Consider the following 24,499-nt stretch of genomic DNA (forward strand, 5'->3'; position numbering starts at 1 on the left):
CTTTGGGATCAGGCGGTTCTGTGGCGGTGATGGATAATGCGGGCGCGCAGGATGCCGCGCGTGCCGAACAGGATCGAGGCAAAATAGACCACGCCGGCCGACAGGATGATGGCCGGGCCGGAAGGCAGCGACACGTGGTAGGACAAAAGCAGCCCGGCGACGCAGGAGGCAAAGCCGATCAGCACCGCCAGCACGCACATCGGCTCGACGCGCATGGTCCAGAAGCGGGCGGCAGCCGCAGGCAGCATCATCAGCCCGACCGATAGCAGCGTGCCGAGTGCCTGGAAGCCGCCGACCAGGTTGAGCACGACGAGGCCGAGGAAGATGAAATGCACCGGGCTGCCCAGCCGGCTGACCGAACGCAGGAACAGCGGGTCGAGACATTCGGCGACGAGCGCCCGCCAGAAGATGGCGAGGCTGACCAGCGTGACCAGCACGATGCCGCCGATCAGCGTCAGCGCTTCATTGTTGAGCGCAAGCACGGTGCCGAACAGCACGTGCATGAGATCGACGCTGGAGCCGCGGATCGACACCATCAGCACGCCGATCGCCAGCGAAATCAGGTAGAAGGCCGCCATCGAAGCGTCCTCGCGCTGGATGGTGAAGCGCGAGACGGCGCCGGCGCCGAGCGCGACGATGATGCCGGCAATCAGCCCGCCGATGGTCATCGGCAGGATTTCCAGCCCATAAAACAGGAACCCGGCGGCAGCACCCGGCAGGATGGCGTGGGCCATGGCGTCGCCGGAAAGGCTCATGCGCCGCAGCATCAGGAACACGCCGACCGGGCAGGCGCCGAGCGACAGCATCAGCGAACCGGCAAGCGCCCGCTGCATGAAGGCGAATTCGGCGAACGGAGCGATGAGAAAACCGTAGAGCGTGTCCATCATGCTGCCCGCGGCCCGGAGCCGTGATGATGGTCGTGCGCGTGGTTGTGCCCGGGGCCGTGACCGTGATCACCGTGCTTGTCGGGCTCGCACCAGGGCGCGTTCTCCTCCCAGGCTTCGTGGAAGCGGCGCGCGCGCAACAGGTTTTCCGGGCGCAGCGTTTCCCTGGTTTCGCCCCAGGCGATTGGCTGGCGCGCCAGCAGCAGCGTCTCGGGGAAATTCTGGCGCACCAGTTCCAGATCGTGGACGACAACCAGGATCGTACGTTCCTCGCCATGCCAGCGCTTGATCAGTGCGATCAGGTCGCCGACGGTCTTGGTATCGACGGCGTTGAACGGTTCGTCGAGCAGAATGAGATCGGCGTCCTGCAGCAGCACGCGGGCGAAAAGCGTGCGCTGCAGCTGGCCGCCCGACAGCGTGTCGATCGGGCGTTTCTCGAAGCCGCCGAGGCCGACGGCCATCAGCGCCTGGCTGACCGAATCGCGATCTTCCCTGGTGTAGCGGCCGAGCAGCCCGCGCCGTGGCCACAGGCCGAGCGAAACCAGATCAACGACACGGGCGGGAAAGGAGCGGTCGAGTTCCGACTGTTGCGGCAGATAAGCTGCGCGCACGCCGGGCGCCCGGACAACCGTGCCGGCCATCGGCTTCAACACGCCGACGATACCCTTCATCAGGGTCGACTTACCCGAGCCATTGGCGCCGACGACGGCAGTCAGCGACCCGCGGCGGATCGTGCCATCGAGATGATGGATCGCCGGATGGCTGTTGTAGCCCAGCGTCAGGTCGCGGAATGTCAGGCAGGTTTTGGTCATGTGACGATCCGTGGGACACCACTAATACGGCAGCGGCGGTGGATATGTGATGTTATTACATTAGTCAACAAGTCAATCCGGCGGAATTGCGGCGACCGGAGCAATTTGCGTGTGCCTATTTTCGCCCCACGCCTGCTGGCTCAAGAGGATTCGCTCATGCAACCTTGCCCCCAGCGAACCGCGACTCTAAAGAGGCGCGACCCACAAAGGAAGGAAACGTCCAATGAGCATTCGTCGCATCGATGTTGGCCCACGCATGAGCCAGATCGTCATCCACGGCAACACCGTCTATCTGGCTGGTCAGGTCGGCGAACCAGGCGGAAACGTCGGCACCCAGACCAGGGACATCCTAGCGGCCATCGACGAATTGCTGGCCAAGGCCGGCACCGACAAGACCAAGATCCTGCAGGCGATCATCTGGCTGGCCGACATGAGCACCTTTGCCGAGATGAACGCGGAATGGGACAAGTGGGTGCCACAGGGCCATACCCCGGCCCGCGCCACCGGCGAGGCCAAGCTTGCCGGGCCGGAATATCTGGTCGAGATTATTATTACTGCAGCGATTTGAGATGCGGCTCTTAACCCTCCCCCTTGAGGGGAGGGTCGCGGAGCAAATGCCGCATGGCGGCATTTAGTGACTCGGGGTGGGGTCGGTGCAACTTCGCCGACCCCACCCCGTCTCGCAATCTCCGCTGCGCTCCGACTGCTCGCCGACCCTCCCCCTGAGAGGGAGGGTTACCCCTGCGACGGCGTGAACCGCGCGACCAGCGTGTGGCTGTCGGCCGCATAGGTGAAACGGACATGGGTGACCGGGTGCTCGGCGCTCCATGTCCGTCGCTCGACCACCAGGCAGGGGGCGCCGGACTCGATTTCGAGTGCGGTCGCAATGTGTCTGTCGGCGGCGACGGCGCGGATGCGGTGCTCGGCGGCACTCCATGGCACGCGGGCGATCAGCCACGGCCCGGGCGCGACGGCAAAAAATTCCTCGTTGGTAGCCTCGGCCACAGCGGCCAGGTTGATCAGCCGCTGTTCGTGGGCGAACGGCCGCTTGCCGGCGAAATGCCGGCATTCCAGCGCCAGCACCGGCCCGTTGGAGTCGAGTTCCAGCAAGGCGCGATCCTCGGCGCTGCTGCGCCTTTTATGCCGCGCGACACGCTCGTAGCGATAGGGCAGGCCGAGCGCCTCGACCTCGATCCTGATGTCATGGATTTCCAACACCGCGGCTTGCGACTGCGGCCGCCGGACAAAGCTGCCAGAGCGGCGGCGGCGCTCTATCAGCCCCGCCTTGGCAAGCTGCGACAGCGCCTTGTTCACCGTCATGCGCGAACATTTGTACTCGGCCGTCAGTTCGTGCTCGAACGGGATGCGGTGGCCGGGCGCCCAGGCGCCGGACAGGATTCGTTCGCTGATGTCGGACAGGATGCGTTGATGCAGCGAGAGGGGCTCGCCGCCGTCCGCATCCCCGCCGTTCGCATCCATTGTCTGGATCATGCTCATGGCGAAAGCGCCGCCATCACCTTGCGAAAACGCTCGGCAATAAAATCGCGCCTTGCGTGCCTGCCACTGCTGACCAGTTTCTTGCCATGCACCCAGACACAATCGACCTTGGAACCGTTGGCGAAGATCCAGGTGTCGAGAACTGCATCGCCCGTCTTGCCGGCAAGCGACGGGTGCTTGCCATCGAGCGAGATGAAATCGGCTGGGGCGCCAGCGGCGATCCGCGAGGGACTTGCGCCGAGCGCTGCGCTGCCGCCGTCGAGCGCGGCATCGAACAGTGCGCGCCCGGTCGAACCGCCGGCGACCGCCAGCAGGTTGCGGGCACGGTGGGCGAGGCGCTGCGAATATTCGAGCTGCCGCAATTCGTCCGGCAGGCCGATCAGCACGTTGGAGTCGGAGCCGACGCCGAAGCGGCCGCCATGCTGTTTGAACAAAGGTGCTGCAAAGGTGCCGTCGCCGAGATTAGCCTCGGTGATCGGGCAGAGGCCGGCGATTGCTCCGCTTTTCGCCATGGCCGCCGTCTCGGTCTCGGTCATGTGGGTGGCGTGGATCAGGCACCAGCGACTATCGACCCTGGCATTGGCGAGCAGCCATTCGACCGGCCGCGCCCCGGACCAGGCAAGGCAGTCCTCGACCTCCTTCACTTGCTCGGCAATGTGGATGTGGATCGGTCCGCCGGGTGCCATTGTCGCGATGTTTTCCAACTGCTCCGGTGTCACGGCGCGCAGACTGTGCGGGGCTATGCCGACGACCGCGTGATTTAAGGTGCGAACGGTTTCGTGACATTTCTCAACAAGCCGCGAGAACCGATTCATGTCGTTGATGAATCGCCGCTGGCCTTCGTTCGGCGCTGCGCCGCCGAAAGAGGAATGTGCATAGAAGACCGGCAGCAGCGTCAGCCCGATGCCGGTGTCGGCAGCCGCGGCGGTGATGCGGTCGGCCATTTCGGCGACGTTGGCGTAGGGCTGGCCGTCGCGGTCGTGATGCAGATAGTGAAACTCGCCGACGCGTGAGAACCCAGCCTCCAGCATCTCGACATAGAGCTGCGCGGCGACCGCCTCGACCTGATCCGGCGTCATCGACAGCGCGAAGCGATACATCACCTCGCGCCAGCTCCAGAAACTGTCGGCTGAAGGGCCGCGCAGCTCGGCTAGACCGGCCATGCCGCGCTGGAAGGCGTGGCTGTGCAGGTTCGGCATGCCTGGCAGCAGAATGGCATGGCGTTCGTCGCCGGGCTGGGATGCGGTGTTCTGCTCGACCGTGGTGATGTGGCCATCACTGAGGACGATCCGGGCATTGGAATGCCAGCCGTCGGGCAGAAGCGCCTGTTCCGCAAAGATCGCCGTCACGTTTTTCTCTCCGATTCCCAGTGTCCCGTGCAATGATACCACTTGCAGTGCGTTTCAATATGTATATACATAACCACCGCCGATTGAAACGGAAAAGATGATGGCTGGAGAGAGCAAAAGCCGGGCAGGGGAGATCCGCCTCTGGCGCAATGCGCGACTGGCGACCATGGCCGACAGCGCCGTCGGACTGGGTATCGTCGAAGACGGCGCGATCGTCGCGCGCGATGGTCTGATCGTCTATGCCGGCCAGGAAGCCGACATGCCGGCAGCGTTCAGCCAGAACGCCGAGATTGACGATTGCGAAGGCCGCTGGATCACACCCGGCCTGATCGACTGCCATACTCATCTGATCCACGCCGGCAATCGCGCCAACGAATTCGAGATGCGGCTGGCCGGCGCCACCTATGAAGAGGTCACCAGGGCCGGCGGCGGCATCGTCTCGTCGGTCAAGGCGCTGCGCGCTGCCAGCCAGCAGGAATTGGTTGCGCAGTCGCTGCCGCGCCTCGACGCGCTGATCGCTGAAGGCCTCACCACCATAGAGGTCAAGTCGGGCTACGGGCTCGATCTCGAAAACGAGAAGAAATCGCTGCGCGCCGCGCGGCTCCTGGGCGAAAACCGTCCAGTAACGGTAACAACGAGCTTCCTCGGCGCGCATGCCCTGCCGCCTGAAGCGAAAGGCGACAAGGACGCGTTTATCGATCTGGTCGCAAACGAGATTTTGCCGGCCGTCACCGCCGAGGGCCTGGCCGACGCGGTCGATGGTTTTTGCGAAGGTATCGCCTTTTCGCCCGAGCAGATTGCTCGCGTGTTCGACGCGGCGAAAGCAGCAGGCCTGCCGGTAAAACTCCACGCTGACCAATTGTCCAACCTGCACGGCGCAGAACTTGCGGCGCGCTATGGCGCCCTGTCGGCCGACCATCTCGAATACACTGACGAGGCGGGTGCGGCGGCGATGGCGAGGGCCGGGACCGTGGCGACGATCCTGCCCGGCGCCTACTATTTCATCCGTGAGACCAAGAAGCCGCCGATCGGCCTGTTTCGCCAGCACGGCGTCAAAATGGCGGTCGCCACCGACTGCAATCCCGGCACCTCGCCGCTGACCTCGCTGCTGCTGACCATGAACATGGCGGCGACTTTGTTTGGTCTGACTGTTGACGAATGCCTTGCCGGTGTCACCCGCGAGGCCGCCCGCGCGCTCGGACTGCTCGGACGAACCGGCACGCTGGAGGCTGGGAAATCGGCCGACCTGGCGATCTGGGACATCGAGCGCCCGGCCGAGCTCGTCTACCGCATGGGCTTCAACCCGCTGCATGCCCGCATCTGGAGGGGACAATGAGTGAATTCAAACTCAAGCCGGGCAACACGACGCTGGCCGACTGGCGCGAAATCTATCGTGGCGCGATGCCGAAGCTGGACGCGGCCTGCTGGCCAAAGATCAAGGCCAGCGCCGAGGCCGTTGCCCGCATCGTCGCCAAGGGTGAGCCGGTCTATGGCATCAACACCGGTTTCGGCAAATTGGCCAGCGTCCGTATCCCCGCCGCCGATCTCGAGACGCTGCAACGCAACATCGTGCTGTCGCATGCCGCCGGTGTCGGCGAACCGATGCCGGTCGCTGTTTGCCGGCTGATGATGGCACTGAAGCTGGCCAGCTTGGCGCAGGGCGCCTCCGGCGTGCGACCGCAGACCATTGAGCTGCTCGAAGCGATGCTCGCCAACGACGTCATTCCGGTGGTGCCGGCGCAAGGCTCGGTCGGCGCATCCGGCGACCTTGCGCCACTGTCGCACATGACGGCGGTGATGATCGGCGTCGGCGAATGTTTTACCCCGCATGGCCGGTTCCCGGCCAAGGTCGCCTTTGTCTCGCACGGGCTGGAGCCGGTCACGCTTGGCGCCAAGGAAGGGTTGGCGCTGCTCAACGGCACACAGTTTTCGTCCGCCTATGCGTTGGCCGCCTTGTTCGACGCCGAAGTGCTCTACCAGTCGACGCTGGTCGCCGGTGCGCTCTCGACCGATGCCGCCAAGGGTTCCGACGCCCCCTTCGATCCGCGCATCCACCTGCTCAGGAGGCATCCTGGCCAGATCGAGACGGCAGAGGCGCTGCGCAACCTGATGGCCGGCAGTGCCATCCGTGAATCGCACCGGGTCGGAGACGAACGCGTGCAGGACCCGTACTGCTTGCGCTGCCAGCCGCAGGTGATGGGTGCAGCGCTCAGCGTGCTGCGCCAGGCCGCCGGCACGCTAGGCACCGAGGCCAACGGCGTCACCGACAATCCGCTGATCTTCGCCGAGGACGACACAGCACTTTCCGGTGGCAATTTCCACGCCGAGCCAGTCGCCTTCGCCGCCGACATGATCGCGCTCGCCGTCTGCGAGATCGGCTCGCTGTCGGAACGGCGCATCGCCATGCTGGTCGATCCGGCGCTGTCGGGCATGCCGGCCTTCCTGACCCCGAAGCCAGGCTTGAATTCCGGCTTCATGATCCCGCAAGTGACGGCGGCGGCACTCGTCTCGGAAAACAAGCAAAAGGCCTATCCGGCCAGTGTCGATTCGATCCCGACCTCGGCCAATCAGGAAGACCACGTCTCGATGGCGGCACATGGCGCGCGCCGGCTGATCGGCATGATCGAGAATGCGACGGCCGTCATCGGCATCGAATTGCTGGCCGCCACGCAGGGCTGCGATTTCCATGCGCCGCTGGCATCGAGTGCGCCGCTCGAAGCGGTGCGCAGACTGGTCAGGGCCGAAGTGCCGCATCTCGACAATGACCGGCATTTCCACCCCGACATGGAAAAGGCCATCGCCATGGTGCGCAGCGGCGCTGTCGTGAAGGCAGCGGGCGCGGTGGCGCTGCCGGGAATCGCGTCGTGAGGATGTGCGCCTCTATAGGTCGCCGCAAAGCGCCAGCGCAGGGAGACCATTCATGAACGCGCCCTCCTGGCTCACTGTAAAGCGCGGCACCGCCCCCCTGCTGGTCTCGATCCCGCACACCGGCATCGATCTCGCCGGCCTTGAGAACCGGCTGGTGTCGCCTTGGCTCGGCCGCCGCGACGCCGACTGGTGGATCGACAAGCTGTATGAGTTTGCCGAAGACCTCGGCGCGACGGTGGTGCATACCGCGATCTCGCGCACCGTCATCGACGTCAATCGCGATCCCTCCGGCGTCTCGCTCTATCCCGGCCAGGCAACCACCGGCCTGTGCCCGACCGAGACCTTCGACGGCGATCCGCTCTATCGTGTCTGGGAAGAGCCTGATGCCTCGGAGGTCGACGAGCGCCGCGAAAAGTACTTTGTGCCTTACCATGCCGCCATGCAGGCCGAGATCGACAGGCTGCGCGCCGTGCACCGGAAGATCGTCCTCTATGACTGCCATTCGATCCGCTCGATGCTGCCGCGGCTGTTCGAAGGCACTCTGCCGGTATTCAACCTCGGCACCAATGACGGCAAAAGCGCCGATCCGGGCTTGCAGGCAATGGTCGGCCAGATCCTCGCCGAGACCGGCGAGAGTTTTGTCGTCAACGGCCGCTTCAAAGGCGGCTGGATCACGCGCCATTTCGGCCAGCCGCAAAACGGCGTTCATGCGCTGCAGATGGAACTGTCCAACCGCGGCTATATGCGCGAGCCCGAGGGCAAAGGTACGCCCGACAATTGGCCGGTGCCTTACGACCCGGCATTCGCCGCGCCGATCCGCGCCACGCTGAAGCGGATCCTGGAAAGCGCGATTGCCTGGGCCGGGCGCTGACGCATCGCCGCGCAGCTCATTCGAAAGGAAAAGTGACGCCATGACCGATCCTCGCCACAACATCCGCGAAGTCCGCAGCCCGCGCGGCACCGAGCTCAATGCCCGCACATGGCTGACTGAAGCGCCGTTGCGCATGCTGATGAACAATCTCGATCCCGACGTCGCCGAAAACCCCAACGAACTGGTCGTCTATGGCGGCATCGGCCGCGCGGCGCGCACCTGGAACGACTTTGATCGCATCGTCGCCTCTCTGAAGACGCTTGGAGACGATGAGACGCTGCTGGTGCAGTCGGGCAAGCCGGTCGGCGTGTTTCGTACCCACACCGATGCGCCGCGCGTGCTGATCGCCAATTCCAACCTCGTGCCGCACTGGGCGACATGGGAGAAATTCAACGAGCTCGATAAGAAGGGCCTGATGATGTACGGCCAGATGACGGCCGGCTCGTGGATCTACATCGGCACCCAAGGCATCGTGCAGGGCACCTACGAGACCTTCGTCGAGGCCGGCCGCCAGCATTACGACGGCAACCTCAGGGGCAAATGGATCTTGACCGGCGGCCTCGGCGGCATGGGCGGCGCCCAGCCGCTGGCCGCGGTCATGGCCGGCGCCTGCTGCCTGGCGGTCGAATGCGATCCCGACCGCATCGATTTCCGGCTGCGCACTCGCTATGTCGACGAACGCGCCGACACGCTCGACGAGGCGCTGGAAAGGATCGAGCGCTGGACCAGGGCCGGCGAGGCGAAATCGGTCGGCCTGGTCGGCAACACCGCAGACATCGTGCCGGAACTGGTGCGGCGTGGCGTGCGCCCCGACCTGGTCACTGACCAGACGTCGGCGCATGATCCGCTCAACGGCTATCTCCCCAAGGGCTGGTCGCTCGCCGAATGGCGCGAGAAGCGCACCAGCGACCCGAAGGCGGTCGAAAAGGCGGCGCGCGCGTCGATGCGCGAACATGTCGAGGCGATGGTGGCGTTCTGGAATGCCGGCGTGCCGACGCTCGACTATGGCAACAACATCCGCCAGGTGGCGAAGGAGGAAGGGCTCGACAATGCCTTTGCCTTCCCGGGTTTCGTGCCGGCCTATATCCGGCCACTGTTTTGTCGCGGCATCGGTCCGTTTCGCTGGGCAGCCCTCTCCGGCGATGCCGAGGACATCTACAAGACCGACGCCAAGGTGCGCGAGCTGACGCCCGGCAACACCCACCTGCACAACTGGCTCGACATGGCGCGTGAGCGCATCGCCTTCCAGGGTCTGCCGGCCCGCATCTGCTGGGTCGGTCTCGGCGACCGCCACCGGCTCGGCCTCGCCTTCAACGAGATGGTGGCGAAAGGCGAGCTCAAGGCGCCGGTGGTCATCGGCCGCGATCATCTCGATTCAGGCTCGGTTGCCTCGCCGAACCGCGAGACGGAATCGATGAAGGACGGCTCGGACGCCGTGTCCGACTGGCCGCTGCTCAATGCGCTGCTCAACACCGCCTCCGGCGCAACCTGGGTATCGCTGCATCATGGCGGTGGCGTCGGCATGGGGTTTTCGCAACATGCCGGCATGGTCATCGTTGCCGACGGCACACGCGAAGCGGCCAAACGCCTCGAGCGGGTGCTATGGAACGACCCCGCAACCGGCGTCATGCGCCACGCCGATGCCGGCTATGACCTCGCCATCGACTGCGCCAGGGAGCACCAGCTCAACCTGCCAGGCATCCTCGGCTGAACCGCGCCTTGTGCATCCTGCGAGCAGCCGAATACCGGTCCATGCCGTGGAAGAACGGCGGCGGAATGACGACGGAAATCGCCGTCTCGCCCACAGGTGCTGCGCTCGACGATTTCGACTGGCGCGTCTCCATGGCGCGCGTCGAAAGCGGCGGGCCATTCTCCGAGTTTGCCGGAGTGGACCGAAGCTTGGCCGTGCTGGAAGGTGAGGGGATTGTCCTCGATATCGCCGGCGGCCCGACGACTACGCTGACCAAAACATCCGCCCCGCTTTCGTTTGCGGCCGATGTGCCGACGCAAGCGGCGCTGATCGCCGGTCCGATTACCGATCTCAACGTCATGATGCGGCGTGGACGGATGACCCATGCCGTCGATCGCCTGGTTATTTCAGCTCCGACGGACATCCAGTCAGCCGCCGATGCGACCCTCATCCTGTGTGTTGACGGCGAGGTCACGGTGGCCGGCGCGGCGCTTGTCCGCATCGGACCGCGCGACGCGCTGTTGCTCGGGCCGGACGACGCTCTGTCACAGCGCGTCGAGCCTGCGCGACCAGCGACGCTGTTCGTGATCCGCATCGATCGCGTTGCGGCAAACGATTAACGCCTGTTTCGAAACATGATCACAACACCGGCGAAATATGCCGTAAGCTCAAGCCCAGATCACGAAAAAGCCCGAATCCTTCCGTCGATCAACTCCCGGCGGGAGGGAGGTGGTTCGTCTGCAGGTCTGGTGCGAAAATAAACTTTCGGCCCTTGTTTCGATGCAACCAATTCCATTTCAATCGGTTCTAGGGACATTGCCGTGGCGGTGACGCCGCTAGCGCGTCCCCCATGCGGAATTTTCAATGAATATACAGACAGACCCCACCCAATTGGAAAAGACGAGCGCGAGCTTTCCGGCCATCACGGAAGAGCCAATACGCTCCAATTTCCTGCCGGAAGAGCGCCTGCGCACGCTGGGTACAAGCCTCGCCAAGGGTGACGTCAAGGATCTGTTCGGCCTGGAGCCGTTCGATTTCCAGCCACGCGTCCGCGACAGCGCCAGCAAGATCCTCGAGGTCTACCGTTCGACCAATGCCGCGCAGGCGAGAGGCGAGACGATCACGCCGGCGGCGCAATGGCTGCTCGACAACAACTATCTGGTCGAGGAAACCATCTTCCAGGTAAAGCGTGACCTGCCACGCCGCTTCTATCGTCAGTTGCCGACCCTGAAACTGTCCGACGGCGCCAGCGTGCCGCGCGCCCTTGCGCTGGCCTGGACCTATGTCGCCCATTCGGACAGTTCGGTCTCGGCGACCATGTTCAAGGCGATCGTCGAAGGCTTTCAGGCCGTCGAGCCGCTGAAGATCGGCGAGCTCTGGGCGCTGCCATCGCTGCTGCGCTTCGTTCTGATCGAAAATCTTCGCCGGATCGCGGTCCGGGTCAGTCGTACCCGGCAGATGCGCCAGATTGCCAACGAGGTCGCAGACCGCGTGCTGGCACTCGATGAAACCGCCGACCGTCAGGCGATCCTGTCGAACTACGTCGCCCATGCACAAGACACCACCTTTGCCACCCAATTGCTCTACCGTCTGCGCGACGGGTCGCAAAATGCCGGCAGGGCGCTGGAATGGCTGGAGGGCGAGCTTGAAAGGTCCGGCTCCGATGCCGAGGAAATCATCATCAGCGAGCATCGCACGTTGTCCAGCGGCAACGTAACCACCGGCAACATCATCCGCGGCCTCAGGCTCATCAACGATATCGACTGGACGGTTTGGTTCGAAGATGTCAGCCGCATCGACACCTTGCTGCGCGAGCGCACCGATTTTGCCGCGCTCGATTTCTTCTCGCGCGACCAGTACCGGACCGCGATCGAGGAAATGGCGCGCCGCTCCGATCGTTCCGAATTCCGCGTTGCTGAAAAGGCGATCGAACTCGCCGGCCATGCCGCTGTCGCCGATACCACCGTCACCGGTCCGACCGCTCACACCGACGTCGGGTTTTTTCTGGTCGGCCCGCGCCGGCTGGAACTGGAAAAGGCGATCGGCTATCGGCCGACGGTCAGCGTCACGATCAAACGGGCGTTCCGCAAGACCGGATGGCTGGGCATTGTCGTGCCGGTGTTCGCGCTGACGGTCCTGCTTCTTGTCCTCTCCGGCAACGCCCTTGCCAGTCTCGGCCTGTCCATACCGTCGATCGTCCTGATGCTGGCGCTGTTTGCCGTGCCGGCCAGCGAAGGCGCGCTTGCCTTCTTCAACACCGTCGTATCGTTGTTCCTGAAGCCGACGCGCCTCGTCGGCTACGACTATAAACACGGCATGCCGCCCGAGGCGCGCACGCTGGTGGTGGTGCCGTCGCTGATCGGCTCGCGCGACGACGTCGAGGAGAACATCCGCAACATCGAAGTGCACCACCTGGCCAACACGGCGGACGAAATCCATTTCGCTCTGCTTTCGGACTGGCCGGACAGCAAAACCGAAATCGATGCGGCGGATATCGAGATCCTCCAATATGCTCGCGACGAGATCGCGCGGCTGAACGCCCGCTATCCCAGCGAAGGCGCGCCGCGTTTCTACGTCCTGCACCGCCGGCGGCTCTACAATGAATCCCAGGGCGCCTGGATGGGCTGGGAACGCAAGCGCGGCAAGCTCCACGAACTGAATCTTCTGCTGCGTGGCGACAGCGACACCACCTTTCTGCCGCTGGACGTGCCGTTGCCGGAAAACGTCATCCATGTGATGACGCTGGATGCCGATACGCGCACCACCCGCGATGCCGTCGCCAGTTTGGCTGGAAAGCTTTGCCATCCGCTCAACCGCCCGCATTACGATGCGGCAAAGCGCGTCGTCACTGCCGGCTATACCATCCTGCAGCCGCGCATCACCGCGTCGCTGACCAGCGGCGACGACGCATCCTTCTTCCAGCGGGTCTTTTCTGCCAATCGCGGCCTCGATCCCTACGTATTTGCCGTGTCGGACATCTACCAGGACGTCTTCGGCGACGGCTCCTTCACCGGCAAGGGGCTCTATCACGTCGACTCCTTCGAGGCGGCGCTGAAGGGCCGCATCGAAGAAAACACCGTGCTTAGCCACGATCTGCTCGAAGGCGCGTTGGCGCGCGCGGCACTGGTCACCGACGTCGAACTGGTCGAGGACTATCCGACCCGCTATTCGGTCGACGCGTCGCGCCACCATCGCTGGGCGCGGGGCGACTGGCAGCTTCTGGGCTTCATTCTCAATCCGCGTTCCGACGTGCCGGCGCTGTCGCGCTGGAAGATGGTCGACAATCTGCGCCGGTCGCTGACGCCGATCTTCTGGGTGATGGCCGCGATCGCCGGCTGGACGCTGCTGCCCTTCACCCAGGCCGCGCAATGGCAGGCGCTGCTGATCCTCACACTTTTCATGGCGCCGACGTTCGACATCGTCCACGCCATTCTGCCGAAAAGCGGCGACCAGACGCCGCGCGGTCATTTCTCGGCGCTGGCGCGCGACGTCGTCTTCGGCACCGCCCTGGTGGCTCTGAAGATCGTGCTGATGGCGCATCTGGCCTGGATGATGGGCGATGCCATCATTCGCACGCTCTACCGCCTGTTCGTCAGCCGGAAGAACCTGCTCGAATGGCGCACTGCCTCGCAGGCTCACAAGATCGGCGACAACGATCTCGGCTCCTATTACGGCATGATGTACGGTGCTGTGATCGTCGGCGTCGTCGGCCTCGCCATCCCTGTTGTGGCCGATTCCACCGGAGCTTTCGTCGCCTTCTTCTTCGCGCTGTTCTGGATCGGCTCGCCGGCCTTCGCCTTCTTTATCAGCCGCTCGGCCGAAACCGAGGACCGTTTGCGCATATCGGCGGCGGACATCCATGTGCTGCGCACGATTGCGCGGCGCACATGGCATTATTTCGAGACCTTCGTGACGGCCGAGCATCACAATCTGCCGCCCGACAATTTCCAGGAAAGTCCGGCGCCTGTCGTGGCCCCCCGCACCTCGCCGACCAATATCGGCGTCTATCTCCTGTCAGTGGTTTCGGCGCGCGATTTCGGCTGGATCAGCCTGTCCGACGCCGCCACCCGCATCGACGCGACAATGTCGACGATCGAGAGCATGCCGCGTGAGCGCGGCCATCTCTTCAACTGGTATGACACGACGACGCTGAAGCCGCTCTATCCGCTGTACATTTCCGCCGTCGATAGCGGCAATCTCGCCGGCCATCTGGTGGCGGTGGCGGCAGCCTGTGCCGAATGGGCGGAAGCGCCTGCAGTCCACCTTCAGGGCGACTTCGAGGGTATCCTCGATACGGTGACGATCCTCGACGAAAGCCTGGCCGAGTTGCCTGACGACCGCCGCCAGTTGCGGCCGTTGCGCCAGCGACTTGCCGATCGCCTCGATGGCATGCGACGCGCGGTCGAATCGATCAAGGCACAGCCCGAGATGGCGTCGATCCGCACCATCAACCTGGCCGTTCTGGCCGGTGAGATCCGCAAGCTCGCCATCGCCATCCATACTGAGGCCGCATCGACGCAGAGCGACACCATCGCCGACTGGGCGGCGAGACTGGAAGCCACCTGCGAAGCGCATGTCCATGACGCGCATAGCGACGACACTGCAGTCGAGGCGCTGCGGGCCAAGCTTCTGTCGTTGCGCGAGCGCACGCGCCGCTTTGCCTTCGAGATGGATTTCTCCTTCCTCATGCGCAAGGAACGCAAGCTTCTGTCGATCGGCTACCGGGTCGAGGAGCATCAGCTCGACGAGAGCTGCTACGACCTGCTGGCTTCCGAGGCGCGGCTGACCAGTCTGTTCGCCATAGCCAAGGGCGATCTGCCGACGGAGCACTGGTTCCACCTCGGCCGGCCGATCGTCGAGATCGGGTTCAAGGGCGCGCTGATGTCCTGGTCCGGCTCGATGTTCGAGTATTTGATGCCGCCGCTGGTGATGAAGGAGCCGCAAGGCAGCATCCTCAACCAGACCAGCAAGCTCATCATCAAGCGCCAGATCCAGTACGGCCGCTCGAAGAACGTGCCTTGGGGCATTTCGGAAGCGGCCTACAACGCCCGCGATCGCGAACTGACCTACCAGTACACCAATTTCGGCGTGCCTGGGCTGGGCCTGAAGCGAGGTCTTGGCCAGAACACGGTGATTGCCCCCTATGCGACCGTGCTGGCGGCGCAGTTCACCCCGCGTGAATCGGTGCAGAACCTGGCCAGGCTGAGGCGGCTCGGTGCCCTTGGCCGGCACGGCTTCTACGATGCGGTCGATTTCACGCCGCAACGCGTGCCGGAGGGCACCGACCATGTCGTCGTGCTGAACTACATGGCCCACCATTCCGGCATGTCGATCGCCGCCGTCGCCGACGCCATCTTCGAAGGACGCCTGCGCGACCGCTTCCACAGCGATCCGGTGATCGAGTCGGCCGAGTTGCTGCTGCAGGAAAGAGCGCCGCGCGACATCCCGACCGCCACCGTCAGGACAGAGGCCGACGAACGGTCGAAGGACGAAACGGAAGCCGAAAGCCCCGATACGCGCATCGTGCTCAACCCGCTCAAGGCGCTGCGTTCGACCAGCGTCATGTCCAATGGCCGCTACTCGGTCATGGTTACCGCGACCGGCTCCGGCTATAGTCGCTGGGCCGAGCTTGCCGTCACGCGCTGGCAGCCGGACCCGACCGAGGATCGGCTTGGCTCCTACATCTTCCTGCGCGACTCCGGCACCGGCGACTGGTGGTCGGCCACCGCCGAGCCGAAGCGTGCCGCCCACGAAGAGGTGCGGACGCTGTTCTCCGACGACAAGGCGAGCTTCGTCAAGTCAGTGGGATCACTGCGTTCGGAGGTCGAATGCATCGTCATTTCGGAAGGAAATGGCGAAGGCCGGCGGGTGACGCTCTACAATGACGGCCCGGTCGACCGGCATATCGAAGTGACCTCGTTCGCTGAACTGGTGCTGGGCTCCGAAGCATCCGACAACGCGCATCCGGCGTTCTCGAAAATGTTCGTGGAAACCGAAATCGCTGCGAATAACGCAGCGATCTTCGCCACCAGACGTAAGCGGGAAACGGACGAGCCTGATGTCGCCATGGTGCATTTCGTCACCGACCCGTCTGGGTCGACGCGCGACGCCGAGGCCGAAACCGACCGGCGCGCCTTCATAGGCCGCGGCCGCACCATTACCGAGGCCGCCGCCTTCGATCCCGGCGCCAAGCTTGGCGGCCATTCCGGCTTCACGCTGGATCCGGTCGCGGCACTTCGCCGACAAGTGCGCGTGCCGGCCAACAAGAAGATAGCGCTGACTTTCTGGACTGCCGTCGGCGCCAACCGTGCCGAACTCGAAGAAGCCATTGCGCGGCTTGATCATCCGGAAGCCTTCGCGCGCCAGGCGATGCTCGCCTGGACCCGCTCACAGGTGCAGACCCGGCATCTCGGTCTCAGCCTTGCCGATGCCGCCAATGTGCAGAATCTGGCGCGCTACCTGATTTATCCGGATCCGTTCCTGCGGCTTCCGGCCGAATCGATCGCTTCCGGGCTCGGTAGGCAATCGGGCCTATGGCCGACCAGCATATCCGGCGACTTTCCGATTTTCCTGGTCAGGATCGGCGATGTCGCCGATCTCGAAATCGTTGCGCAGGCACTCCGCTTCCAGGAATACATGCGCGCCCGAGGCATGATGATCGACTTTGTCGTCATCAACGAGCAGGCTTCGTCCTACGTGCAGGACCTGCAACGGGCGGTCGAGACACTGTGCGAAAACAGCCGCCTGCGCGGCAAGGAGCTAGGACCCCGCCAGCACATCTTCGCGGTGCGCCGCGACCTCATGGACGAGGCGACCTACAAGACGCTGCTGGCCACTGCTCGCGTCGTTCTGCACACGCGCAACGGCACCATCTTCGATCAGATCGAGCGCGCCGAGGCCGCTGCGCTGCAAGCGCGGGACGCCTTGCAGCCGGCGGGTGCAGCAGCGCTTCGTGAACCGTCTCCGCCGGCGCCACAGACGTGGGCCCAAGCCTCGTTCGACGGCAGTGCCGACGGCAGCGGGCTCAACCAGTGGAACGGTTTTGGCGGTTTCGAGGGCGACGGACGCCACTATGTCGTGCGCCTTGCTGGCCGGCGCACGACGCCGCAGCCCTGGATCAACGTCGTCTCCAACGCCTCGTTCGGTTTCCACGTTTCGGCTGAGGGCGCTGCCTTCAGCTGGAGCCGAAACAGCCGCGACTATCAACTGACGCCGTGGGCGAACGACCCGGTCACCAACCGGCCAGGCGAGGGCATCTATATCTACGATCATGCCAGCGGCCGGGCGTTCTCGCCGCTGGCCGCCGTCGTCCGCGATCCCGCCATGACCTACGAAACATGGCACGGGCAGGGGTTTTCGACCTTCCGTTCGAAGCGCGGGCCGCTGTCGATGGACCTTACCCATGTGGTGGATTCCGTCGATCCGGTGAAAATCTCCAGGTTGCGCATCCAGAATTCCGGTTCGGCGCCGGCGCGACTGCGCGTCTATGCCTATGCGGAATGGGTTCTTGGCAGCCATCGTTCGCGCACCGCGGCGACCATCGTTCCGTCCAGGGATGCCGCGACGGGCGCGTTGCTGGCGCAAAATCCCTACGGGCTCGATTTCAGCGAGCGGGTCGCCTTCCTGGCCGCCGACGGCGCGGCACACTCGGTGACGGCCGACCGCGGCGAGTTCATTGGCCGCCACGGTACCAGCGAACTCCCGCAAGCCGTGCTCAGCGGCGCAAGCCTGTCGGGCCGCGTCGAGGCGGGCGACGATCCTTGTGCGGCAATTGCACGCGACGTCGATATCCCTGCCGGCGGCGACGTGACGCTGCTCTGGCTGCTCGGCGATGCAGCCTCTGCCGAGGAAGCCAGCGCGCTGGTACAGCATCATTGCAGCAAGGATTTCGATCAGCGGCTGACTGACAATGAACGCACCTGGCGAGGGTTTCTCGACACCATCCAGGTCGAGACGCCGGACAGGGCGCTCAACGCGATGGTCAACCACTGGCTGCCCTATCAGAGCCTTGCCTGCCGCATCCGCGCCCGCTCGGCGTTTTACCAGGCGAGCGGCGCCTTTGGCTTTCGCGATCAGTTGCAGGACACGCTGGCCCTGCTTCTCCATGATCCGAAACTGGCGCGCGACCAGATCCTCAACGCGGCGCGGCGGCAATTCCCCGAAGGCGACGTGCAGCATTGGTGGCTGCCGCGAACCGAGGCAGGCGTCCGCACCATGATTTCCGACGACGTGGTCTGGCTCGCCCACGCCACGGCACACTACTTGCTGGTGACCGGCGATACCGCGATCCTCAGGGAACAATTGCCCTTCATCGAAGGGCCGTCGCTGGAAGAAGGTGAGCACGACGCCTTTTTCACGCCGGAGATATCGAAGAAGACCGCTTCACTCTATGATCATTGTGCGCGCGCACTTGACCTTGCCATCAAGCGCAGCAGCCCCGCCGGACTGCCGCTGATCCTCGGCGGTGACTGGAACGACGGCATGAACCGCGTCGGCGAGCACGGTAAGGGCGAGAGCGTCTGGCTGGGTTGGTTCCTGCTGAAGACGCTGGGCGACTTTGCAGCTGTCGCCAAGGCGGAAGGCGACGCCAAGCGTGCGCAAGCCTGGACAAAACACGCGGGCGTGCTGAAGCGGGCGCTGGAAAGCACGGCCTGGGACGGTGAATGGTACCGTCGCGGCAGCTTCGACGACGGCACGCCGCTGGGGTCGCGCAGCTCGCAGGAATGCAAGATCGACTCGATTGCCCAGTCGTGGAGCGTGCTGTCGGGCGAGGGCGATCCGGCGCGATCGACGACGGCGATGCAGCAGGCGATGAAAATGCTCGTCGACGACGAGCTCAACATCGTCAAGCTTTTCACGCCGCCCTTCTCCAGGACGGAACAGAACCCAGGCTACATCAAGAGCTACCCGCCGGGTGTCCGTGAAAACGGCGGCCAGTACACCCACGCGGCGACATGGTTCGTCATTGCGCTCGCCGAAATGGGGCGCGTCGACGACGCCTACCGCTGCTTCTCGATGCTCAACCCGGTCAACCATGCACCCGACGAAGCCGCTGCCGAGCACTACCGCGTCGAGCCTTATGTCGTCGCGGCGGACGTCTACGCCGGGCAAGGCAAGGGCGGCCGCGGCGGCTGGACCTGGTATACCGGCTCGGCCGGCTGGCTTTATCGCGCGGCGGTCGAAGGCATCCTCGGCATCGAGCGCAGGGGCGAGCGCATCCAGTTCAGGCCGAAACTGCCCAGCCATTGGGATGGCTATGCGGCAACGCTCAAGGTGCTGGGAGCCGAGCTCAGGGTTCAGGTTGTCCGCGACAAGAAGGCCAAAGCCGTCTCGCTCGAGGTAAATGGTAAAAAGACGAAGGCTTCGTCTTTCGAACCGAAAGCCGGCGACAAGGCCGATCTGGTCGTCAGGATACCGGCGTAGCTTCAAGGATTTGGAGCGTCTTTGTACATCTTGAGGATGTGCGTTATTTAAAGTTGCTCGAGCAATTCTATTGCGCATGAGATATCCCAAAAGCCGATGCAGGCTTTTGGGATTCGTACATGCCAAGTTGCTGATTAAAATTTCGGCAGTGCTTCCTGCCTGCCACGATTTTGCCGCAAGGCTGACATTTTACCTTTCTTCTCAAACCGTTAGGTGATCACGACAGATTTCGCAGCGTCGCCATCTTTTGTTCGCGAATTGGGAACTGAAGGGGTACGAGGGCATTGTTTCGCGACACGTCAACGAGTACGAGTCAGAAAATGATGCAGTGCACAATAACAATTTGCCGGAGTAGCTGAAGTGTCCCTTCTGCAAATCTACTGGAGAGCGCTCGGTTATCTCGCTGCCGACAGAAAACGCGTCGCGTTTATCTGTGGGGCGAATGTCGCGCTTGCGATTATCGCCATCCTTGAGCCGATCATGTTCGGACGGGTGATCGATGCCATTTCGGATAGCGGCTCGGTCTTTTCGACGCTCGGCCTATGGGCCGGTATCGGCGTCTTCAACGTCATCGCCTTCGTTCTGGTGGCGCGCGGCGCGGACCGTTTTGCCCATGCGCGGCGCAGCGAGGTTCTTTGCCAGTCATTCGAGCGCGTGATCACCATGCCTCTTGCCTGGCATCATCAGCGCGGCACCTCCAATTCCCTGCATACGCTGCTGCGCGCGGTCGAGACCTTGTTCAGCCTCTGGCTCGAGTTCATGAGGCAGCATTTGTCGACAGTTGTCGCGCTGGTTCTGCTGGTGCCGACGGCGCTCAGCATGGATATTCGCATGTCGATGGTCCTGCTGGCGCTGGGCGCGCTCTACGTCGGAATTGGCCGGCTGGTGATGCGTCGCACCAGGGAAGGCCAGGCGTCCGTGGAGCGGCATTTTCACCAGGTGTTCGCGCATGTGAGCGACTCGGTCAGCAATGTCGCCGTGCTGCAGAGCTACAATCGCATCGGCCACGAGACCGACGCCTTGAAGCGCTATGTCAAGAATCTGCTTGATGCCCAGTATCCGGTGCTCGACTGGTGGGCGTTGGCCAACGCCCTGCACCGTCTGTCGTCAACCATTTCGATGATGGTCGTGCTGTTGATCGGCTCCTATCTGGTCATGCATGGCCAATTGCGTATCGGTGACGTCATCGCGTTTACCGGCTTTGCCACGCTGCTGATCGCCCGGCTCGACCAGATGTCGGCCTTCGCCAACCAGATTTCGGAAGCCAGGGCCAAGCTCGAGGAATTTTATCGCCTTGAGGACTCCGCGGCCGAGGCCGCCGAGCCGGACGGGTTGCGTGACCTGGTCAACGTCACTGGTCATGTGCGTTTCGAAAACGTCAACTTCGAATTCGCCAATTCGGGGCAGGGCGTGAACGACGTGTCGTTCGAGGTCCATGCCGGCCAGACCGTGGCCATCGTCGGCCCGACCGGCGCAGGCAAGACCACGCTGATCAATCTCCTGCAGCGGGTCTTTTCGCCGTCCAGCGGCCGTATCCTGATCGATGGCATCGATACCCGCACGGTGACCCGCAAGTCGCTGCGCCACTCGATCGCCACCGTGTTCCAGGATGCGGGCCTGCTCAACCGCTCGATCGAGGACAATATCCGCGTCGGGCGCGCCGAGGCGACCTATGATGAGGTCCACGCCGCCGCCAACGCCGCTGCCGCGCAGGATTTCATCCTGTCGAAGAGCAACGGCTACGATACGGTCGTCGGCGAACGCGGTGGACAGCTTTCGGGCGGCGAGCGCCAGCGTATCGCAATCGCGCGCGCCGTGCTGAAGGATTCACCCATCCTGGTGCTCGACGAAGCGACCAGCGCGCTTGACGTCGAGACGGAAGACCGCGTCAAGGAAGCGATCGACGAATTGCGGCGCGGCCGCACCACCTTCATCATCGCGCACCGCCTGACCACTGTTCGCGATGCCGATCTGGTCGTCTTCATGGACAAGGGCAAGGTGGTCGAAATGGGTGGCTTCGCCGAATTGTCGATGCGCAATGGCCGCTTCGCCAGCCTGTTGCGCGCCGGCGGCCTGCTCAACGACGAGGAAGTCCGCCGCCTCAGCCGGACCATCACGGACGCGGCCGCCTGAGTTCTTCCCTTCTCCCCTTGTGGGAGAAGGTGTCGCCGAAGGCAACGGATGAGGGGTGGTCCAGCTTAGCGCCGGCCTCGCTCCGGCCAGCACCCGTCAACCGTCTTGGCGCTGCGCGCCAATCCACCTTCTCCCACAAGGGGAGAAGGCAAGGCCGCGCCTGCGACACGGTGCTGTAGTTGCCCCAAGCCTGTCACCGGTTTATGTAAAGCTGCATGAGTGACATGACTTCGCGCCTCAGCGGCTGGATGGATTTCGCCAACCCGACGCGGTTTGTCGGGTTGGCCGACAAGGTGGTGCCGTGGCTGGCAACCATCGCCACACTCCTTCTGGCCGCCGGGCTCTACATGAGCTTCACGGCGCCGGAGGATTTCCAGCAAGGCATCACCGTACGTATCATGTACATCCATGTGCCGTTCGCCTGGCTGGCCATGATGTGTTTTACGCTGATGGCGGTTTCCGCGTTGGGCACGCTGGTGTGGCGCCATCCGCTGGCCGACGTCGCGCTCAAATCGGCGGCACCCATCGGCGCCGTCTTTACAGCGCTCGCGCTGATCACCGGTTCGATCTGGGGCAAGCCGATGTGGGGCACCTGGTGGGTGTGGGATGCGCGGCTGACCTCGGTGTTCGTGCTGTTCCTGATGTATCTCGGCATCATTGCGCTGACGCGGGCCCTCGACGATGCCGCCCGCGCCGCCTGGGCCGCTGCAGTCATCACCCTGGTTGGATTCATCAACATCCCGATCATCAAATTCTCCGTCGACTGGTGGAACACGCTGCATCAGCCGGCTTCGGTGATCCGGCTCGGTGGGCCGACCATCGATCCCAGCCTGTTGCGGCCGTTGCTGGTGATGGCTCTGGGCTTTACCGTGCTGTTCTTCGCGCTGCATCTGATGGCGATGCGCGCGGAAATCCTGCGTCGCCGGGTCATTGCCATGCGCCGCGTCGCAGCACGGCAGGCCGAACGGCAATCAGCCTGACTCCCTTCAGCTTTGCCCCCTCGCAGGCTCAGGGGGTCAAAGCTCGAAAGCCAAGCAATTGGCTTTCCGTCCGCTCCGGGGACCGCTTCTCACCCCATGCGGCCGCGCGCCGCCACCGGCAGCGTCTCCAGCACCCGTTCTCCGGCGATCAAGTGAACTTCGTCGAACAGATTGGTGACGACGCAGCAATGGTCGGGCACGATGCGCACGCGCTCGCCGATACGCAGCCTGGCGCCGCCGGAAAGCGTGACGTTGCCGTGCTCCTCGCTGAGGCTGGTGACGGTGGCGCCCGGAATACCCAGCAATTCGCCGAAATCGGGCAGCCCCAGCGTGTCGCTGGACAAGGCCTTGCTGCCGGCATCAAGGATGGCCCGTGTCGGCGTCGGATGGCTGACCACCGTCGACAGCACCGTCAGCGCGCAATCGTCGAGGCTTCCGACGCCCTTGGCGACCTGGTAGCGGTCGAGGTAGATGTAGGTGCCGGGGCGGTACTCGGTGACGACGGAAGCCTCGCCTGCGCGCCACATATCCGGCGTGCCGCCGCTGGAGATGCGTTGGCAGGCAAGGCCGGACGCGGCGAGCGCCTGGCGCGCATCGGCCAGCCAAGTCTCGGCCTCGGCGGCGCGGCCTGCCGCCGGATAGGTCATCAGCCCGCCGAAGGCGAGCCCCCTGGCCTTGTCGATCTCCCTGGCCAGCGCGACAGCCTCGCTGGCCGACTGGACGCCGCAGCGGCCCATACCGGTATCGCACTCCACCAGCACCTGTAGCGGCTGGCCTGGATCGGTGAAGGTGGCGCCGAGACCCGCAAGCGTCTCCATGCTGTCTGATGTCACCGACAGTGTCACGCGGCCGTGCAGCGCCTTGAGACGCTCCAGCTTGGCGCGGCCAACAATGTTGTAAGGCAGAAAAATGTCGGTGAGGCCGGCATCGGCCATCACCTCGGCTTCACCGATCTTCTGGCAGGTGATGCCGACCGCACCGGCTGCGATCTGCTTCTTTGCCCAGTAAGGCAGTTTGTGGGTCTTGATGTGCGGCCTGAGCTTCAGCCCGTGGCGGTCGGCGTGGGCCTGCGCCCGCGCGATGTTGGCTTCGGCGCGGTCGACATCGATCAGGATCGCCGGTGTATCGAGGTCGTCTATGCTCAGCATGGATTTTCACCCTGGGATTTGCCTGGACTTATGGCCTTGATCGGCCCGGATGTCATGAGGCCAGCACGCGGTTTACGTCGACACCGGATCGGTGTTCGGCTATTCGGTTGGAGATCGCCCAAGCCGATGGGAAGGAACCACAACCATGAAACGCTCCGCTATCAACGACATCATCCGCGACGCCGATGCCTTCATCCGTTCGTTCGGCTACATCATGCCGCCCTTCGCCTATTGGACCCCGGAACAGATGAAGGCGCGCCGGCAGGATTCGTCGGCCATCTTCTCCTCGCGGCTCGGCTGGGACATCACCGATTACGGCCAGGGCAAGTTCGACGAGCTCGGCCTCTTCCTGTTCACCGTTCGCAACGGTCGCTACGAGGACATGAAGAAGGGCATGGGCATGCTCTATGCCGAGAAGATCATGATCTCGCGCAAGGATCAGCTGTCGCCGATGCATCGCCATAACATCAAGGCCGAGGACATCATCAACCGCGGCGGCGGCAAGCTGGTGCTGGAGCTGTTCATGCACGATCGCGACGGCGGCATCGACCCGAAGGCGGAAGTATCGGTGCCGGTCGACGGGACTATCCACCGGCTGCCGGCGGGCGGGCTCCTGAAGCTCGATCCGGGCGAGAGCGTGACGCTGCTGCCGGGGGTCTGGCATGCCTTCTGGGCCGAGGGCAAGGATGTGCTGATCGGCGAGGTTTCGACCGTCAACGACGATCTCACCGACAATGTCTTCCGCGAACCGATCGGCCGCTTCGCCGACGTCGACGAGGACGTCGCGCCGCTGCACCTCCTGGTGTCGGACTACGAGAAGTGGGTGGGGTAAGACGGCCTTTCG

At 63.9% G+C, this 24,499-nt stretch carries 15 protein-coding genes; 10 read left to right on the plus strand and 5 right to left on the minus strand.

Annotated elements, in window-relative coordinates; translation table 11 throughout:
• Positions 1-8: 8 nt before the first annotated feature.
• Together aztB and aztA are read right to left on the minus strand one after the other, a co-directional pair.
• Positions 9-884 (minus strand): zinc ABC transporter permease AztB, encoded by an 876-nt coding sequence (gene aztB / locus AC0L2V_RS03385; RefSeq protein WP_473507724.1) that lies wholly within the window; start codon positions 882-884, stop codon positions 9-11.
• A complete protein-coding gene (gene aztA / locus AC0L2V_RS03390; RefSeq protein WP_473519440.1) occupies positions 884-1,696 on the minus strand; it encodes a zinc ABC transporter ATP-binding protein AztA in 813 nt (270 codons plus the stop codon). The genes aztB and aztA overlap by 1 nt, the downstream gene beginning before the upstream one ends.
• 223 nt (positions 1,697-1,919) lie before the next feature.
• Between aztA and AC0L2V_RS03395 the strand changes: the two genes are divergently transcribed.
• Positions 1,920-2,264, plus strand: a complete 345-nt coding sequence (locus AC0L2V_RS03395) for a RidA family protein (protein ID WP_027153903.1) — start codon at positions 1,920-1,922, stop codon at positions 2,262-2,264.
• A 167-nt stretch (positions 2,265-2,431) separates the two neighbouring features.
• On the opposite strand, the gene hutC is transcribed toward AC0L2V_RS03395, so the two are convergent.
• Positions 2,432-3,193, minus strand: coding sequence for a histidine utilization repressor (gene hutC, locus AC0L2V_RS03400; protein ID WP_473519441.1), 762 nt, complete (start codon positions 3,191-3,193; stop codon positions 2,432-2,434).
• Complete coding sequence (locus AC0L2V_RS03405) at positions 3,190-4,542, minus strand: formimidoylglutamate deiminase (protein WP_473519442.1); 1,353 nt, start codon at positions 4,540-4,542, stop codon at positions 3,190-3,192. Before AC0L2V_RS03405 ends, hutC begins: the two co-directional genes overlap by 4 nt.
• Positions 4,543-4,642: 100 nt before the next feature.
• On the opposite strand from AC0L2V_RS03405, the gene hutI reads away from it, so the two are divergent.
• The 8 genes from hutI (at position 4,643) to AC0L2V_RS03445 (ending at position 22,507) form a co-directional block, all read left to right on the plus strand.
• On the plus strand, positions 4,643-5,878 hold the full coding sequence (gene hutI, locus AC0L2V_RS03410; RefSeq protein WP_473519443.1) for an imidazolonepropionase: 1,236 nt from the start codon (positions 4,643-4,645) through the stop codon (positions 5,876-5,878).
• Positions 5,875-7,410: a histidine ammonia-lyase gene (gene hutH / locus AC0L2V_RS03415; protein WP_473519444.1), complete on the plus strand. Its 1,536-nt coding sequence runs from the start codon at positions 5,875-5,877 to the stop codon at positions 7,408-7,410. The genes hutI and hutH overlap by 4 nt, the downstream gene beginning before the upstream one ends.
• Positions 7,411-7,462: 52 nt before the next feature.
• A complete protein-coding gene (hutG, locus tag AC0L2V_RS03420) occupies positions 7,463-8,281 on the plus strand; it encodes an N-formylglutamate deformylase (RefSeq protein WP_473507302.1) in 819 nt (272 codons plus the stop codon).
• A gap of 40 nt (positions 8,282-8,321) precedes the next feature.
• Entirely contained in the window at positions 8,322-9,992 is a 1,671-nt protein-coding gene (hutU, locus tag AC0L2V_RS03425) for a urocanate hydratase (RefSeq protein ID WP_473519445.1), read from the plus strand.
• 8 nt (positions 9,993-10,000) lie between these two features.
• Positions 10,001-10,591, plus strand: a complete 591-nt coding sequence (locus tag AC0L2V_RS03430; RefSeq protein ID WP_473519446.1) for a HutD/Ves family protein — start codon at positions 10,001-10,003, stop codon at positions 10,589-10,591.
• 244 nt (positions 10,592-10,835) lie between these two features.
• The gene (locus AC0L2V_RS03435; RefSeq protein WP_473519447.1) at positions 10,836-19,394 is read left to right on the plus strand and encodes a glycoside hydrolase family 94 protein; all 8,559 of its coding nucleotides are present in this window, start codon (positions 10,836-10,838) and stop codon (positions 19,392-19,394) included.
• Positions 19,395-19,754: 360 nt separating this feature from the next.
• Positions 19,755-21,527 carry a glucan ABC transporter ATP-binding protein/ permease gene (locus AC0L2V_RS03440; RefSeq protein WP_128170259.1) on the plus strand — a complete coding sequence of 591 codons (1,773 nt, stop codon included), beginning with the start codon at positions 19,755-19,757 and terminating at the stop codon, positions 21,525-21,527.
• A 215-nt stretch (positions 21,528-21,742) separates the two neighbouring features.
• Positions 21,743-22,507 (plus strand): heme ABC transporter permease, encoded by a 765-nt coding sequence (locus tag AC0L2V_RS03445; protein WP_473507308.1) that lies wholly within the window; start codon positions 21,743-21,745, stop codon positions 22,505-22,507.
• A gap of 89 nt (positions 22,508-22,596) precedes the next feature.
• Here AC0L2V_RS03445 and AC0L2V_RS03450 read toward each other — a convergent pair whose 3' ends face one another.
• Positions 22,597-23,655, minus strand: coding sequence for a D-TA family PLP-dependent enzyme (locus AC0L2V_RS03450; RefSeq protein WP_473507309.1), 1,059 nt, complete (start codon positions 23,653-23,655; stop codon positions 22,597-22,599).
• 145 nt (positions 23,656-23,800) lie between these two features.
• Between AC0L2V_RS03450 and AC0L2V_RS03455 the strand changes: the two genes are divergently transcribed.
• Positions 23,801-24,487: a D-lyxose/D-mannose family sugar isomerase gene (locus AC0L2V_RS03455; RefSeq protein WP_287055365.1), complete on the plus strand. Its 687-nt coding sequence runs from the start codon at positions 23,801-23,803 to the stop codon at positions 24,485-24,487.
• The last annotated feature ends 12 nt before the right edge of the window (positions 24,488-24,499 follow it).

The sequence above is a fragment of the Mesorhizobium sp. WSM4814 genome, from assembly GCF_055811595.1.